Source organism: Streptomyces sp. NBC_01013 (assembly GCF_045162765.1).
Lineage (GTDB): Bacteria > Actinomycetota > Actinomycetes > Streptomycetales > Streptomycetaceae > Streptomyces.
This window is the reverse complement of sequence record NZ_CP108687.1, coordinates 8,171,168-8,186,690: the sequence shown is the minus strand read 5'-3', so window position 1 is coordinate 8,186,690 and position 15,523 is coordinate 8,171,168. Positions and strand designations below refer to the sequence as shown.

At 69.0% G+C, this 15,523-nt stretch carries 14 protein-coding genes and 2 pseudogenes; 9 read left to right on the top strand and 7 right to left on the bottom strand.

The genetic code is table 11. From position 1 onward, the window contains the following. Positions 1–85: 85 nt before the first annotated feature. Entirely contained in the window at positions 86–1,639 is a 1,554-nt protein-coding gene (locus OG538_RS35535) for an alpha/beta hydrolase (RefSeq protein WP_406099751.1), read from the bottom strand. Between the two features lie 632 nt (positions 1,640–2,271). On the opposite strand from OG538_RS35535, the gene OG538_RS35530 reads away from it, so the two are divergent. Further along, positions 2,272–2,541, top strand: a complete 270-nt coding sequence (locus OG538_RS35530) for a GlsB/YeaQ/YmgE family stress response membrane protein (RefSeq protein ID WP_406099750.1) — start codon at positions 2,272–2,274, stop codon at positions 2,539–2,541. Positions 2,542–2,804: 263 nt separating this feature from the next. On the opposite strand, the gene OG538_RS35525 is transcribed toward OG538_RS35530, so the two are convergent. Both OG538_RS35525 and OG538_RS35520 read right to left on the bottom strand, forming a co-directional pair. Continuing rightward, a complete protein-coding gene (locus OG538_RS35525) occupies positions 2,805–2,984 on the bottom strand; it encodes a DUF6480 family protein (protein WP_406099749.1) in 180 nt (59 codons plus the stop codon). Between the two features lie 3 nt (positions 2,985–2,987). Further along, a complete protein-coding gene (locus OG538_RS35520) occupies positions 2,988–3,494 on the bottom strand; it encodes a DUF402 domain-containing protein (protein WP_406099747.1) in 507 nt (168 codons plus the stop codon). A gap of 622 nt (positions 3,495–4,116) precedes the next feature. Here OG538_RS35520 and OG538_RS35515 point away from each other — a divergent pair. Continuing rightward, a pseudogene (locus OG538_RS35515) lies at positions 4,117–4,391 on the top strand (helix-turn-helix domain-containing protein); the annotation flags it as partial. Positions 4,392–4,542: 151 nt separating this feature from the next. On the opposite strand, the gene OG538_RS35510 reads toward OG538_RS35515, so the two are convergent. Then, a complete protein-coding gene (locus OG538_RS35510; RefSeq protein ID WP_406099745.1) occupies positions 4,543–4,782 on the bottom strand; it encodes a hypothetical protein in 240 nt (79 codons plus the stop codon). A 406-nt stretch (positions 4,783–5,188) separates the two neighbouring features. On the opposite strand from OG538_RS35510, the pseudogene OG538_RS35505 reads away from it, so the two are divergent. The 7 genes and pseudogenes from OG538_RS35505 to OG538_RS35475 form a co-directional block, all read left to right on the top strand. Further along, positions 5,189–5,485 (top strand): annotated as a pseudogene (locus OG538_RS35505) (urease subunit gamma); the annotation flags it as partial. Further along, a complete protein-coding gene (locus OG538_RS35500; protein WP_406100427.1) occupies positions 5,462–5,995 on the top strand; it encodes an urease subunit beta in 534 nt (177 codons plus the stop codon). The pseudogene OG538_RS35505 and the gene OG538_RS35500, both read left to right, overlap by 24 nt. Continuing rightward, a complete protein-coding gene (locus OG538_RS35495) occupies positions 5,985–8,054 on the top strand; it encodes an urease subunit alpha (RefSeq protein ID WP_406099744.1) in 2,070 nt (689 codons plus the stop codon). The genes OG538_RS35500 and OG538_RS35495 overlap by 11 nt, the downstream gene beginning before the upstream one ends. 120 nt (positions 8,055–8,174) lie before the next feature. Further along, a complete protein-coding gene (locus OG538_RS35490; RefSeq protein WP_406099742.1) occupies positions 8,175–8,849 on the top strand; it encodes an urease accessory protein UreF in 675 nt (224 codons plus the stop codon). Positions 8,850–8,883: 34 nt separating this feature from the next. Further along, positions 8,884–9,582: an urease accessory protein UreG gene (gene ureG, locus OG538_RS35485; RefSeq protein WP_406099740.1), complete on the top strand. Its 699-nt coding sequence runs from the start codon at positions 8,884–8,886 to the stop codon at positions 9,580–9,582. Next, on the top strand, positions 9,579–10,418 hold the full coding sequence (locus tag OG538_RS35480) for an urease accessory protein UreD (protein ID WP_406099738.1): 840 nt from the start codon (positions 9,579–9,581) through the stop codon (positions 10,416–10,418). Before ureG ends, OG538_RS35480 begins: the two co-directional genes overlap by 4 nt. A 649-nt stretch (positions 10,419–11,067) precedes the next feature. Then, a complete protein-coding gene (locus OG538_RS35475) occupies positions 11,068–11,568 on the top strand; it encodes a metallophosphoesterase family protein (protein WP_406100426.1) in 501 nt (166 codons plus the stop codon). 587 nt (positions 11,569–12,155) lie between these two features. Here OG538_RS35475 and OG538_RS35470 read toward each other — a convergent pair. The 3 genes from OG538_RS35470 to OG538_RS35460 form a co-directional block, all read right to left on the bottom strand. Then, positions 12,156–12,665, bottom strand: coding sequence for a lamin tail domain-containing protein (locus OG538_RS35470; protein WP_406100425.1), 510 nt, complete (start codon positions 12,663–12,665; stop codon positions 12,156–12,158). Positions 12,666–13,584: 919 nt separating this feature from the next. Beyond that, on the bottom strand, positions 13,585–14,436 hold the full coding sequence (locus OG538_RS35465; RefSeq protein ID WP_406099737.1) for an aldo/keto reductase: 852 nt from the start codon (positions 14,434–14,436) through the stop codon (positions 13,585–13,587). Between the two features lie 30 nt (positions 14,437–14,466). Continuing rightward, positions 14,467–15,495, bottom strand: coding sequence for a zinc-binding dehydrogenase (locus tag OG538_RS35460; protein WP_406099735.1), 1,029 nt, complete (start codon positions 15,493–15,495; stop codon positions 14,467–14,469). Positions 15,496–15,523 lie beyond the last annotated feature (28 nt).

Here is a 15,523-nt window from a genome sequence, read left to right as displayed (position 1 = left end):
TGGACCGGTCGGTGTGGTGGTGCATGCACCGGACCCCGCGAGCAGACCGGTGTGCTGACTGCCGCTCGGCGGACCCGTACGGGCCTCAGGACATGCTGCCCCGGCACACCGTTCCCGGAGCCGGGGTGCGGCCCGTGCGGAGGTATTCGTTGACCGCTTCCGTGACGCAGCGGTTCTCCGGGTACGTGCCGTGGCCTTCCTCCTCGGCCGTCAGGAGCACGCCGACACCGCCGCCCAGGGCCCGGGCCATGTGGCGGGCGCCGGGGTACGGGGTAGTCGGGTCGCCGGTGCCGCCGACCACTAGGACGGGGGCCGCGCCGTCAGCGTTCACCTGGGGCGTGGCGCGCTCGCCGTCGAAGGGCCAGTCGTAACAGAGGTAGACGCCGGTGGACCAGGCCGCGCCGAAGACGGGTGAGGCGGCTTTGACGCGGTCCCCTTCCCGGTCGAGGCGTTCGAAGCCAGGGCGCAGGCTGGAGTCCGCGCAGGTGATCGCGATCAGGGCGGCGCGGCTGCTGTCGCGCGGGGTCGCCGCGTGGTCGGCGGAGCCGATGTCGTCCGCGCCCTTGTTCAGCGGACGGCCGTCGTTGTGGTCGATCAGCGCGGTGAGGGCCTTGGCGAGCGGCGACCAGCCGTCTGTGCCGAGGCGGAGATGGTCGCTGACGGCGTACGCGAGGTCGTCGGCGTCGAGGTTCCTTCCGCCGCCGGCCGGGGCAGGCTTCCTCTCCAGGCGGTCGGCCAGGCGAGCCATGCGTCGCGCGGCCTCCTCGGGTCCGTCGCCGGTCGGGCAGTGGCGGATACGGGCCGCGCAGTGCGCAGCGAAGCGGTCGAAGGCTGCCTGGACCGCCTTGACCTGCGACACCTGCTCCTCGTCGAGGTCCTCGGTCGGATCGACGGACGCTTCGAGGACGAGCCGTCCGACGTGCGACGGGTACAGGTGGGCGTAGACCGCGCCGAGCGCCGTTCCGTACGAGACCCCGAAGTAGTGCAGCCGCCCGTCGCCGAGGAGGTAGCGCATCAGATCGAGGTCGCGCGCGGTGTGCGAGGTGCCGACGTAAGGGAGGAGCGCCCCGGAGTGCTGGGCGCAGGCGTCGGCTCCGTCGAAGCCGATGTCGTCCGCGGTCTTCCCGCACCGCACGGGGATGGTCCCGCCAACCCCGCGCGGGTCGAAGGAGACCAGATCGTAGCGGTCGAGGAGCGGCTTGTACTGGTTGAGGCGCGCGGGCAGCCCGCTCACGCCGGACACGCCGGGGCCGCCGAAGTTGAGGACGAGCGAGCCGATGCGCCGGGCGTTCGGGCCGGTGGCCTTGCGGCGGATCAGGGCGACGTCGATCGTCCTGCCGCCTGGTTTCCGGTAATCGAGGGGGGCCTTCATGACGGCGCAGTCGTAGCCCGTGCGCGCGGTGGGGGGCGAAGTGCAGCGGGACCAGTGGAGGTGCTGGCCGATGGTGAGCTCGGTGGGCAGACCGGCGGGCGGGTTGTTCGCGGTGAACTCCGTACGCGGCTCCGTACTCCGGCCAGGAGCATCGCGCTGGAGCCAGGCGCCGACGGCCCCGATCGCGACGAGGACGACCCCGGCGATGATGAGCGCACCGGCCGAGAGGCCCGGTCTGCGGCTTCGTATCGGATGTGGGTCACTCATTGAAACCCCCGCGCTCCCGCCCCTGGACGCCCGCCACGTGCCTGCATGCCCGCATGCCCGCATGCCCGCAGCCGTGATCGTCCGATCGTCCGATCGTCGAATGAGTGCAGGGTACAAGCCTCCGCCGACTGCTCGGCTGAGCTGGGACTCAGCTCAGCTCGGCTCGGCTCGGCCCGGCCCGGCCCGGCCCGGCTCGGCTCGGCTCGGCTCGGCTCGGCTCGGCTCGGCTCGGCTCGCGAGTGTGCCTGGAGATGTGGACCGCCCCCTGCTCACGCGACTCCTCCTGCAGTCCGGCCCGGCGTGTGCGGACGCCGGGCTGCTGGATGTGCGGCGGCGAGTCGTCACCGGGGCGGGCTGCCTGCGAGCCCAGTGTCGGCCCCGTGCCGCCGATCACCTTCGCGAGGACGAGGCCGCACTCGCAGGCTCACCACCACACCGATGGTGTCCGTCCAAGCGGAACAAGCTCAGTGCCGCCAGCGGTTCGCTCGGCTCTGACGGTCCCGCCCGGTCCAGCACTGACCGGCACCCCTTTAGCTCACCTGGATCGAGAAATGCGATCAGCGTTTGAAAGCACCGATACGGTAAAGACGGTCCTTGACACCGTCTTTATACGAACAGGCAGGAGAGGCATTATGGGCATCATTGCTTGGATCATCATCGGGTTGCTCGCAGGCCTCATCGCCAAGGCGCTCATGCCGGGCAAGGACCCGGGCGGCATCATCATCACGATGCTCATCGGTATCGCGGGCGGTCTGCTCGGCGGCTGGCTCGGCAAGGTCATCTTCGGCGTCGACTCCATCGACGGCTTCTTCGACCTTTCCACCTGGATTGCCGCCATCGTCGGCTCGATCATCCTGCTGGTGCTGTATCGCGTCGTCACGGGCAACCGCCGCCACGCCTGACGGCCATCACCGCCTTACATCACAGCGAAGCGGCTCCGCCCTGCCTGGGCGGAGCCGCTTCGCATACCTCAGTCCCCCCTGCCGACACAGCGGGACCACTCAAAGTCCCATCGCGACGCCGGAGAGTGATGTGGGCGCTTGAGCAGTCAGCCCGAGCGAAACTCACGCAAGCGTCAGTTGAGTGCCGCCAGCTCTGTTCGCCCCGGCGGTCCGGGACCCGAAAGCGGCCTGCGGGAAGGCCTCTTGTCGCCTTCGCTGTCAGATCACAGAGCCACTGTCCGGGCGATGAAGAGGGCAGCGATGAGTACTGCGCCCAAGACGATGAGCCCCAGCCAGATTCCGGGGTGCTCCCACATGCCTCCGTCCGCGCGCTCGTCGTGGGCTTCCGCGATACAGCCCTCGACCGGTGGGGTCTCCCCGGGAGGTACGAGTTGCTCAGCCATGCTTCAAGGGTGGTGCCATTCACCCGTTCGCGCATCTTCCGGCCGCCCGGCGGGGCAGCAGCCGGCACACGTCCTCGCCGGCCCGGGGTCCAGCGGGGTGATGGCCACATGGGGCAGGCGCGGCGTGAGCCAGGCCGGGTTCCAGCGCCAGGACGCCCATCGCGCGGCGTCCGCGAACGGCCCGGCCCGGTCGTCGAGCAGGGCGAGGACCTGGGCGCGGGCGAGCTCCACTGCCCGGTGCTCAGTGTCGGTGACGATGCCCAGACGCCGGACGTGGGCGTACTCGTCTTCGTCCTTCCATGTGAGGGTGCTCAGATCTGGGTCGACGACGAGGTCGACGGTCAGGTCGAAGGTGTCGAAACCGGTCTCAGTGCGGCGGGTGGGGTGCTCGAAGTTGACGTACCGGTTCCTCAGCCCCGTCGTCGTGTAGAAGGCATTGATGCTGAACCACGCCGTCGGCGGCTTCCACAGCAGCAGCTCGGCGTCCTGCCACGCCCCGGGCGCGAGCATCCCACTCCCCCGTCGCCATCGCGTCGAAGGCCTCGGTGCGCACCGTACGGTCGCCCTCGGCACGCGCCTTGGCGTACAGCGACGGCCACAGAGCCTCAGCCCCGGGTGCGCAGGCTGTCACCAGAGCCTCGGTGGTGTCGGCGATCACCCGCAGCGCCTGCTCGCTCCATACCCGGCCGCTGCGGTGCACGTCGCGTCGCACGGCCGTCTCCCCTACCGCGAATGCTTCCACCGTGTCCTCCTGGACTCCGGCCGGGGTGTCCGGCACGGCAGCAGCACAGCGCCACCCCGGCCGCTTGGGCAAGCCGCCGATTCGGCGTCTTGTCACCTTCCGTTGGTGAAGGCAAAGGGTCCGGGCCGCCCCTGATACCTCACGTCGGAGTGGGGTCGGCGTCGTTGCGGACGGTTACCGATCAATGGCCGGGTCTCCCTGACTGTTCTCGAACGCCGCCACGAGCCTGCCGCTCAGCGGCTCGGCCGACTTCGGGTACAGGACGCAAGGTCCCTTGTCGCACGTCGGGGTGTCGGCCACGCACTGGTGCTCTGACCGCATTGGTTCGCCGGGTCGGTGGTCAGGGCGGTTGGATGTGCCGTGACGTACGTCCGACCGTTTGGGGATGTGGTGGCCGAGCCTGTGCGGGTGCGCAGACTGAGCGACCAGGAGGGGCAGAAGCTGCAGCAGATCGTGCGCCGAGATAGCACCAGTTCGGTGCGCTATCGACGCGCGATGATGCTGCTGGCCTCGGCCGGCGGGAACCGGGGCCCAGTGATCGCGAAGCTGGTGGGGCGGACGAGGACACCGTCCGCGACGTGATCCATCGGTTCGACGAGATCGGCCTGGCCTGCCTGGACCCTCGGTGGGCGGGAGACCGTCCCCGCCTGCTCAGTCCTGACGACGCTCCAGACCCGGTCCCTGCACGCCGACCTGCGCTGGCGCAACGCCAACGCCCGCCACGGGGACGTCCTGGCGGCCGAGCGCCGCGAACGGGCCCGTGTCCGCAGCGAGAAGGGCATCCGCTGGGGCGGACGCGCGCGCATGGCGGCTTGATCACTCGCTGACGTTCACGGTCGCGCAGTCCGCGACGCCCAGTTCCGACAGCACCACCCGGAGCCGCTCCAGGGCCGCAGTCGTGTCCGAGCCCTGCGCGATTTCAAGGTCGAGATGGCAACGACCCATGCCGCTGCCCGCGCCGGTGACCTGGCCGTCGAGCTCGAACGCCGCCTCCAGAGCCTCCTCTACCTCGTCACGATCGATCGGCAGCCCCACGAAGACGATCTCGACGAACACACCGGCCCTCCCTCTCACCCCGGCGAACCATAGCGGTCACAGCACTTGTCGGTCGGACTGGTTCGTTACGCAGACCGCCGTCGGCTCCGAGGTCATCGCAAGCGCCATCCCCACGTCCTCGGCGGTACCCACCGCGAGCGCCTTCCGTATCAACCCCTGTCTCGCGACCTGCGCGCGCAAGGTCGCTCGTAGGGGTGCGCTCCTTGTATGGGGCATCCGGGCGTGAGGCATCCGGTTACGGGCAATCGCGGCTTTTCACCGGATGGTGTGGGCCATGTGCCGCTTTGTCATCCGGCAGCACTGCCACCACTGATGATCTTAGAGCGCCCGCCGGCGTTGGGGAGCATGGTCTGTTGCCTTGGCGTGCCGGCCGTTTGCACCATCCGTTCAACAGAAACGACTTATCGTGCATTTGACTCCGCATGAGCAGGAGCGTCTGCTGATCCACGTCGCGGCCGATGTGGCAGAGAAGCGCCGCGCCCGGGGGCTCCTCCTCAACTATCCCGAAGCCATGGCCGTGTTGACCGCTCACGTCTTCGAGGCAGCCCGTGACGGGAAGAACGTCAACGACGTCATGGATTCGGGCCGGCAGTTGCTCACCCGCGCCGATCTGATGTCCGGTGTGCCGGAGATGATCGAGGTCGTCCAGGTGGAGGCCACCTTCCCGGACGGCACCAAACTGGTCACGCTCCACAACCCCATCCCGGAGGCGGCGGAGGAGGTCACGGTTCACCCGGGCAAGATCGAGCACCCCCGACCGGCGCGAAGGCCCGCCTGCCCGGTCGACTGCGACGACTCCGACTCGTCCGCCTGCTGCGCCGAGTGTGACGACAGCACGGCCTGGCACGCGTCGATCCTCTTCAACAAGGATCTGCAGGACGACACGCCGGCCTCGCAAAGGCCGCAGAAGAAGAAGATCAAGGTCAGGAACGTGTCCGACCGCCCCATTCAGGTCGGATCGCATTACCACTTCGCCGAGGTCAACCCGGGCCTCAAGGTGATCGAGAACTCCTCCGACGCGAACGTGGAGCCGGAGCTCGCGAAGTGTGACGAGGCGAAGGGCCGACGGCTGAACATCGCTGCGGGTAAGTCCGTGCGGTTCGAGCCGGGCGACGAGTGCTGGGTCGAACTGGTGGAGTTCCAGGGCGAAGCCAAGGGCCGCAGGGTCAGCAAGATTCAGGGACTGCGTATGGAGACCGTCGATGAGCCGTAGGAAGCGCGCCAGTAACGAGCTGAAGCGGTCGGAGTACACGACTCTGTACGGGCCGACCGCTCAGGACCGTGTCCGTCTGGCGGACACCGATCTCGTCATCGAGATCGAAGCCGACTGGGCCGGCGGGCCGCACCACAGCGGAAACGAGATGATCTTCGGCGGCGGGAAGGTGATCCGCGAGTCGATGGGCATGTCCCACATTCCGAGGGACGGACTCACTCCTGACGGTCCCAAACCCGTGGACACGGTCATCACCGGTGCGCTGATCCTCGACTGGTGGGGGGTGGTCAAGGCCGACGTCGGCATCAGGGACGGCAGCATCTCCGCCATCGGCAAGGCGTACAACCCCGAGACGATGGACGCGATCACGGACTTCGAGCGGCCTGCTCGAAGCTCGGTAGCGGGTGAGGCCCATCCCCCGTGGGAGCCGGACGACGACGGGAAGCGGCGGTGGGAACCGGAAAACTTCGTGGTGGGCCCGAGCACCGAGGTCATTTCCGGCAACGGCCGGATCCTCACCGCGGGCGGTGTGGACACCCACGTCCACTTCATCTGCCCGGGGGAGATTCACGAGGCGCTGGCTTCGGGCGTGACCACTCTCATCGGCGGCGGAACCGGTCCCGCAGAGGGCAGCACGGCCACCACCGTGACGCCGGGCTCGTGGCACATCGCCCGGTTGTTCGAGGCCCTGGACGAGTTCCCGGTCAACATCGGCCTGCTCGGCAAGGGCAGTTCGATGAGCGAGCAGGCACTGGTGGAGCAGGTGGATGCCGGTGTCATCGGACTCAAGGTCCACGAGGACTGGGGCGCCACACCTGCGGTGATCGACATGGCGCTGAAGGTTTGCGAGGACAGGAAGATCCAGCTCGCCCTGCACGCCGACTCGTGCAACGAGTCCGGATTCCTGGAGAGCACCAAGGCTGCCTTCCAGCGTGCGGGCGAAAAGCCTCGCTCCGTCCACATCTTCCACGTCGAGGGTGCCGGAGGCGGGCATGCTCCGGACATGATCGAACTGGTCAAGGAGGCGAACGTCCTCCCGGCCTCGACCAACCCCACCCGCCCCTTGACGGTGAACACCGTCAAGGAGCATGTCGACATGATGGTTGTGTGCCATCACCTCAACCCGAGCATCCCAGCGGACATGGCGTACGCCGATTCCCGGATCCGGCCGTCCACCATGGCCGCGGAGGACCTCCTTCACGACATGGGCGCCATCTCGATGATGTCCTCCGACGCCCAGGCGATGGGGCGCATCGGTGAGATGATCATGCGAACCTGGCAGACCGCCCATGTCATGAAGGGCCGCTACGGTGCACTGGCCGAGGACCTCGCGTACGCAGAGGTTCGAACGAAGGCGGTGAAGAATGCCCCCCGGGCCGATCCGGCCGGCCAGGGCGGCGAAGGTGGCTCTGCCGTGGAGAGTGCCGTGACGCCGAACGACAATTTCCGGGTACGGCGCTACGTCGCCAAGTACACGATCAACCCGGCACTCACGCACGGCATCGACGGGACCGTCGGTTCCGTCGAACCGACCAAAATGGCCGACCTGGTGCTGTGGGAGCCGAAGTTCTTCGGCGTCAAGCCGCACCGGATCATCAAGCGGGGTCAGATCGCCTGGGCGCAGACCGGCGATGCGAATGCCTCGATCACGACGCCCCAGCCCTACCTGCCGCGGCCGGTCTGGGGCTCCACCGGCCGGGCTCCCAGGAGCAATTCGGTGAACTTCGCCGCCCCTGGCGTGGCCGAGAGGTTGAACACCCTCCGAGTTCCCACCGTCACGGGCGACACCACGGTCACGACGAGGGTGAAGACGCAGGGGCTCGGATTCCGGAAGGAGTTCGTCGACATCAGCGGCGACATCCGGAGTATCGGAAAGAAGGACATGCTGCTGAACGACTTGGTGCCTACGGCGACGGAGCTCAAGGTCGATCACGACACCTTCGAGGTCACCATTGGCGGCGCGACAACGAGCGACGCCCGCACCGAGATCAAAGGGGTGACAGTGCCACGCGCCTACGTCAATGAGGTGCCCATGGCGCAGCGGTACTTCCTCTTCTGAGTCCCCTGATCCGGCTTCTGCCGGGCCACCCGGAGGCCACGGCCCGGCCTCCGGGTGGCCCGCCGCACCTGCCCGGGAAGCCTCACTACCTTCGACTTCGCGAAAGGCAGCCGCTCGCCGATGAGCCGTGCAGCCCTGCTCCTGCTGGCCGACGGCCGATTCCCCGCGGGTGGGCACGCCCACTCCGGCGGGGTCGAGGCTGCCATCGCCCGCAAAGCCGTACACAACACCAACAGCCTGGAGTCATTCTGTCGCGGCCGCCTGCACACCACGGGTCTCACCGCAGCGGGACTGGCTGCCGCTGCCGCCGCCGGGTGCGACCCGCTGCTCCTCGACGACGCTGCTGACGCTCGCACCCCCATGAGCGCGCTGCGTGTCGTCGCCCGCAGGCTCGGCCGGCAGATGATGCGGGCGGCCCGTGCCACCTTCCCCTCAGCGGAGCTCGAGCAGTTGGCCGCAGCTCGTCCGCAGGGAGCCCACCAGCCGATCGTGCTGGGCCTTGCCGCGCGAGCCGCCGGGCTTGCCCCGGTGGACGCCGCGCACGCCGCCGCGTACGAGGCGATCGGCGGCCCGGCCACGGCGGCCGTGCGCCTGTTGAGTCTCGACCCGCTCGACGCCACCGGAGTGCTGGCACGCCTCGGACCCGAGGCCGACGGCGTGGCACAGGCCGCGGCCGAGGCAGCGATGCGCGCCCTGGCCGAGGGACTCGACGTCCTGCCGTCGGCCTCCTCGCCTCTGCTGGAGATCACCGCCGAGCAGCACGCCGCCTGGACCGTCCGGCTCTTCGCCTCATGAACACCGAACCCACGCATGACCAATAGGAGTTGCTATGCATCTCGACCACTCCGAGGCCTTCCCCCGGCAGCACACGCACAGCGCCGAGGCCCTCCGCCCCGACGGCAACCGCCGAGCACTCCGCGTCGGCCTGGGCGGGCCCGTCGGCTCCGGCAAGACCGCGACCGTCGCCGCGCTCTGCCGCACCCTGCGCGACCGATGGTGCATCGCCGCGGTCACCAACGACATCTACACCCGCGAGGACGCCGAGTACCTGCTGCGCGAAGCCGTCCTGCCGCCCGAGCGCATCACGGCCGTCGAGACCGGCGCCTGCCCGCACACCGCGATCCGCGACGACATCTCCGCCAACCTGGAAGCCGTCGAGCACCTCGAGGAGACGCTCCACCCCCTCGACCTCGTGCTCGTCGAATCGGGCGGTGACAACCTCACCGCCACGTTCTCCAAGGGCCTCGTCGACGTGCAGATCTTCATCATCGATGTCTCCAGCGGCGACGACATCCCTCGTAAGGGGGGCCCCGGCATCACCGGCGCCGACCTCCTCGTCATCAACAAGACCGATCTCGCCCCGTACGTCGGCGCCGACCTGGACACCATGGCCCTCGACGCCGCAAGGCAGCGCGGCAAGCTGCCTGTCCTCTTCACCAACCTCACCTCCGACGACGGGATCCGGGACGTCGCCGACTGGGTCACCGCCCACCTCACCCAGTGGCACGCCACGGCAGGTGCGCTGTGAGCACCGCCGCCCAACTCGCCGCCGCCCGCTCCCCCGCGGCCTGCCGCGGCCCGGAGCGCGCCGGATACCCGCACGGCGTACGGGCCACAGCCAGGATCCGCGCCGTGCACAACGGACGCGTCACCACCCTCCCGCAGCTGCGCAGCGACGGCCCCTTCCACTTGCGGCGCCTGCACACCGACGGCCGCGGCGCCACCGTGGGAATCATCGGCGCAATGAGCGCCCCCCTCGGCGGCGACCGGCTCACCCTCGACATCACCGCAGAGGACCGCGCCGAGCTGGAAGTCACCACGGCCGCAGCCACCCTCGCCCTGCGCGGCCCCACGAGCGACCCCGCCACCTATGACGTCTGCCTCACCGTCGGAGAACACGCCTACCTTCGCTGGCTCCCGAAGCCTCTCATCAGCGCCGCCGGCAGCAATTTGCGTCAGACATACAGCATCGAACTCGCCGCCACCGCCCGGCTGTTCCTGCGAGAAGAACAACTCCTGGGCCGGGCAGGGGAGGAACCGGGCCACCTCGTCAGCCGCCTCCTGGCCCATCGCGCCGGGCACCCGCTGCTCGACCAGCACACCGCCTACAGGTCCCCCGAGCCCGGCTGGGACGGTCCCGCCATCCTGGGCGGACACCGCGCCACCGGTCAGCTCCTGGTCGTCGACCCACGTCTGGACACCCGCCGAGACCCTCTACTGCTCGGTGGGGGCTCCCGGGAGGGGTGTGCTGTCCTGACCCCACTGGCTGGTGGCCCGGCAGTACTCGCCACGGCCGTCGCCCCCACCAGTTCGGCGCTGCGTGAACTTCTCGACGAGGCACAGTCACGCATTCTCGTCTCATGACCCGCACGGCCCACTCGGGGCCGTCGAAGCCTCCGGCCGTACACATGCACCCCACCAGTCTGCTCGACGAGGCGGAACAGCGGGCGCACCAGCTCACAGTCATGCTCCCAGGAAGGCCGGTTCAGCCCAGGAGCATCAGGCACAGCGCGCTGGACAGCCAATTGGTCAGTCCGTGAGGAAGGTGAGGAAGGCGCCCTCGGAACAGGGGCGGCAGATGAAGACGTAGCGCAACTGGCCGCCGAGGTTCTCGAGATATGGCAACCCGATGAAGTCCCACGACCGACTGAGCTGTGGGAGACCTCGCTCCGGCGTCGGCGTGCTGCACTTCAAGCGCCCCCCGCCCCTGTAATCGGTCCCCTCCTGCCCGGGCCCACGCCACCGACTTCGGCGCACCTTCCCCTTCGGCGCACCTTCCCGGAAGCACTTAGTCGACGTGGCCCACGGCCGTGGATGCCTTCGCCAATCGCGCCGTGTCCGACACGCTCGCTCTCCGTGGCAGCCCCGCCACGGGCAGCGCTACGCCTGCGCCCGCCACGCCAGGAGGGGCCTGATCCTCCGCATGAACGCCTACGGCCGGTAGACCGGACAGCCCCGAGGAGAAGGCAGGCCGATGAACGACGACACGACCGGGGCGGCGACGGACTCCCTCGTGCGGGTGCTGCTCGTTTCGGACACGCATGTGCCCCTACGCGCAAAGCAGCTCCCCGAGGAGCTGCTGCGCGAGGTGGACGGGGCGGACATCGTCGTTCATGCCGGCGACTGGGTCGACGTGGCCACCTTGGACCTCCTGGAAGGACGCGCGCGACACCTGGTCGGCGTGTACGGCAACAACGACGGCCCGGAACTGCGGGCCCGTTTGCCGGAGGTAGCCCGCGTCCAGCTGGGCGGCCTGCGAATCGGCGTCGTCCACGAGACGGGGGCGGCCCGCGGGCGGGAGGCGCGCTGCGCCGCGCTCCACCCGGGCCTGGACGTCCTCGTCTTCGGCCACAGCCACATCCCGTGGGACACCGAGGCGCCGGGCGGGCTGCGCCTGCTCAACCCGGGGTCTCCGACGGACCGCAGACGGCAGCCGTACTGCACGTACATGACCTGCACGGTGAGGGAGGGAGTCCTCGGCGATGTCGTCCTGCACCGTCTCCCGAGACACTGACTCTTCCCGCCGGGAGCAGGCGGGAAGGGGTCACTGCAGCAGGTGCTCCTCCGGCGTCACTGTCGTTGCTCCACATGGAGTTGCCGACGTTGCGGCGGGCGATGGTGCCGGTCTTGCCGTGGGCGATGGTGCCGGCGTCGGATTCGGTGCCGAGGTCCACGTGGTCCCCGGGCGGGAGATCGTGGTCAGCGCAAAACCTGAAGCGGTTCCCAGCGGCATCCTTGACCGCGAGAACCGGCAATGCGTGTACACATGAGTAAGACCGGGTCCCAGCACGGTTGGTGCCGGTGAGCAGCGGAATCGTACGGAATGACGCCCCGTCTGACGGGTTCCATCAGGAGGAACGGGCTCGGGTATTCAGGGGGCGGCACCCGGCCCCGAACAGAAGGATCGTCGGACTGAGCCGGCCCGGCATGAGAGGGCCGCAGAGGCTGGGGGCCGGGCCCCTAACAGTCGCCCCTGTATGGGGCGACCGCCAAGGACGGGGGCCGGGCAGGGCGGCTGCCCGGCCCCCTGGGGGAAGAGTGAAGGGGTGTCTGCCGTGGGGCGGCAGTCAGCCGTTCACTTCCCCGGCCTGTCACCTGTGGTCAGCGGCGGTGGTGGTGTCCGCGGCCCCAGGAGTCGTCGTCGGCGGAGCGGCCCCAGGAATCGACGTCTACAGTGCGCCCCCGGTCGTCGCGGAGGGTGGCGGTGTCGGAGTAGTTGTCCCAGATGTAGTGGTGACGGTCCTGGTAGAGGTCAGTGCGGGTGTCGCGGCCGATACCGGTGTGGATGCGGACGGTGGCGTGTCCGGCGAGGCGGACGTCGTCGAAGCGGTAGCGGTTGCCGTCATCGCTGCGCAGGGTCCAGCCGTCCAGGTCCACCGCGCGGCGGCTCTGGTTGGTGATCTCGATCCACTCACGGTTCAGGGACCGGTTGGAGCCGTTGTCACGTCCGGGGCTGTCGGCCTGGACATCGCTGATCACGACCCGGGCGCGGGAGTGGTGGCGGTCATGGTCCTGCGCGGAAGCCGGCAGCGCGACCGCCGAGACAAGAGCACCGGCCGTGATCACGGTCGCGGCAATACGGCGGGAAGCCGAAGAAGCAGACAAGGTGATGTCCCCTCAAGAACAGTGCTCGTGCCGGCCGATATCGGCCGGCAGGAGCGGAGCCATCCCGACCCGTCCCGGGCCGAGAACCAGAACACTGCGCCCTCAAGGCCGCCCGCGGAAGCCATGCCCGGCTCGGTCACCAATCGCGGACATTTCCGCAACTCTCACCTGTAATCGACACGCATATGCAATGGATGTGGCCCTGACATTCACTGACTGCTACACCCACCCGTTCAACCATCAACAGCAAGCCCTTCCATACCCCGGCGCGCACCCCGGGGCGCTGCCCAGCGCATCACCCGCACGGCAGACACGAACTCCGTAACAGCCGATATACGCAATCACTCGCACACCTGTCCCAGGCCCGTACATATGGGCGGTCGATGAAGCGGAAGACAGGTCGACCGCATCTGATTCGGCTGCCGGCCAATGCCGAAGCAATCACGAGGTGTTCCTCCCGCCCGTCGCAGCAAGCGGAGAACCCGATTCCCTACCTGGCACCTCCGGTCCGCACCCCATCCGTGGCTCCTCGGCCGCGGTGGCCGGCACTTCTGCAGGGCGAGGCCGCCTGTACGCCGCGAGCGCGGACCGCCCAGGCGCGCCGCCCGACGAAATCGATGCGTTCGCCAGGTGGGTGCAGTCGTTCACGACCGCGCCCACCTGGCGCCTGCTCGACTGGTCCAACGCTGCAGGAAGTAGCTACCGGAAATCGAGCCGTCGTCGGCTGTGGCGGCCACAGCGTCGGGCGCGGTATTGGTCACGGACACCCTGCGGTTGCCGTAGTTGGTTACGCAGGCACGGGTGCCGTCCGCCGGTAAAGCCGCGGGATCATGGCGGGCGGCTCTCGGTGAACCGTGGAAGCCGGGTGGGTGCCCCGGGCATTCGCTTGAGGGCACCCGCGGCCGGGGGGCAGTGGGTGAGGTGTTCAGCTGTCCAGGCGGTGCCCTGCGAGCCGGGTGACCATCTCGGGGTCGTGGTGGTCGAAGAACAGGGAGCTGCCGGTGTCGAGGGTGGCGATCTGGACCATCTGCTCGTCGGTGAGCTCGAAGTCGAAGACGTCGAAGTTCTCCGCCATGCGCTCGGCACGTACGGACTTGGGGATCGCGATGACGCCGCGCTGGGTGAGCCAGCGCAACACCAACTGCGCGACCGACTTGCCGTGTTCCTTGCCGATCTCGGCGAGCAGCGGGTTGGTGAACAGGTCGTTCTTGCCTTCGGCGAAGCCGCCCCAGGACTGGATCTGCACCCCGTGCTCGCGCATGAGGTCCTGGTAGTCGGCGCGCTGAAAGAAGGGGTGGGTCTCGATCTGGTTGACGGCCGGGGTGATCTCGTTGTTGACGATCAGGTCGATCAGCCGGTCGGGGTAGAAGTTGGCGACGCCGATCGCCTTCGTCAGGCCTTCACGGTTGAGGGCCTCCATGGCGCGCCACTGACCGTAGACATCGCCGAAGGGCTGGTGCATCAGGTACAGGTCGAGGTGGTCCAGGCCCAGCTTGGCCAGGGACGTCTCGAACGCGCGGCGGGTGTTGTCCTGGGCCGGGGCATCCTGGACCCACAGCTTGGTGGTGACGAACAGCTCCTCCCGAGGGATGCCGCCGGCCTTGATGGCGCGGCCGACGGCTTCCTCGTTGCCGTAGGCGGCGGCGGTGTCCAGCAGGCGGTAGCCGGCGGCCAGGGCCTCGGAGACGGCGCGCTCGGTGTCCTCGGCGGGGATTTGATAGACGCCGAAGCCGAGGAGCGGCATCTCGACGCCGTTGTTGAGGGTGAGGGTCTGCATGAGCGGATGTCCTTCGCTGGAGGCGGGTGGTCAGGGGCGGATGAGGGCCTTGAGGACCTGGCGGTCGGCCATGGCCCGGTAGGCGTCCGGTATCCGGTCGAGGACGAATTCCTGGTCGAAGACGCGGCCGGGGGTGATGGTGCCGTCCAGAACGTCGGGCAGCAGTTGCTCGATGTAGGCGCGGGCAGGGCTGGCGCCGCCGGTCAGGGTGATGTTGCGCATGAACTCGGCTGGGCCGATCGGGCCCTGCTCGTACTGGGGGACGCCCAGTCGGCTGATGGTGCCGCCGTCCAGGACCGCGCCCAGCGCGGTGTCGAGGGCCTGGCGGGTACCGACGGCCTCGATGACCTTGTCCACGCCGCCGGTCAGCTCGCGGATGCGGGCGATACCCTCCTCGCCGCGCTCGGCAACCACGTCCGTGGCGCCGAACTCACGGCCCAGGCGGGTGCGGGTTTCGTGGCGGCCGGCGAGCACGATCCGCTCGGCGCCGAGCCGCTTGGCGGCGATCACCGCGCACAGGCCGACCGCGCCGTCACCGACCACCAACACCACGTCGCCGCGACCGATCCCTGCGGTGACGGCGCCGTGGTGGCCGGTGGTCATCACGTCCGAGAGCGCCAGCAGCGACGGCAGCAGCGCGGAGTCGGCGGCCACCGACAGCTTCACCAGGGTGCCGTCCGCATACGGGACGCGGACGGCCTCACCCTGGCCGCCGTCGACACCGTCGAAGCCGTACCGGCCACCGTTGCGGCACGAGATGTGCAGGCCCTTGGCACAGCAGCCACAGGTGTTGTCGCTGTACGTGAACGGCGCGACGACCAGGTCCCCCGTCTTCAGGCCGGTCACGTCCGCGCCGATCTCCTCGACAACACCGAGGAACTCATGCCCCATGGGCCGGCCGGTGTCGGTGGCGGGCATCGACGCGTAAGGCCACAGGTCACTGCCGCATACGCAGGCAGCGACCACGCGCACCACGGCGTCGGCGGGCTGAACGATCTTCGGGTCGGGCCGGTCCTCGACGCGAACGTCGCCGGCTCCGTACATCACTGCTGCACGCATGAAAGGTGTTACTCCAAACGAGGGGCGG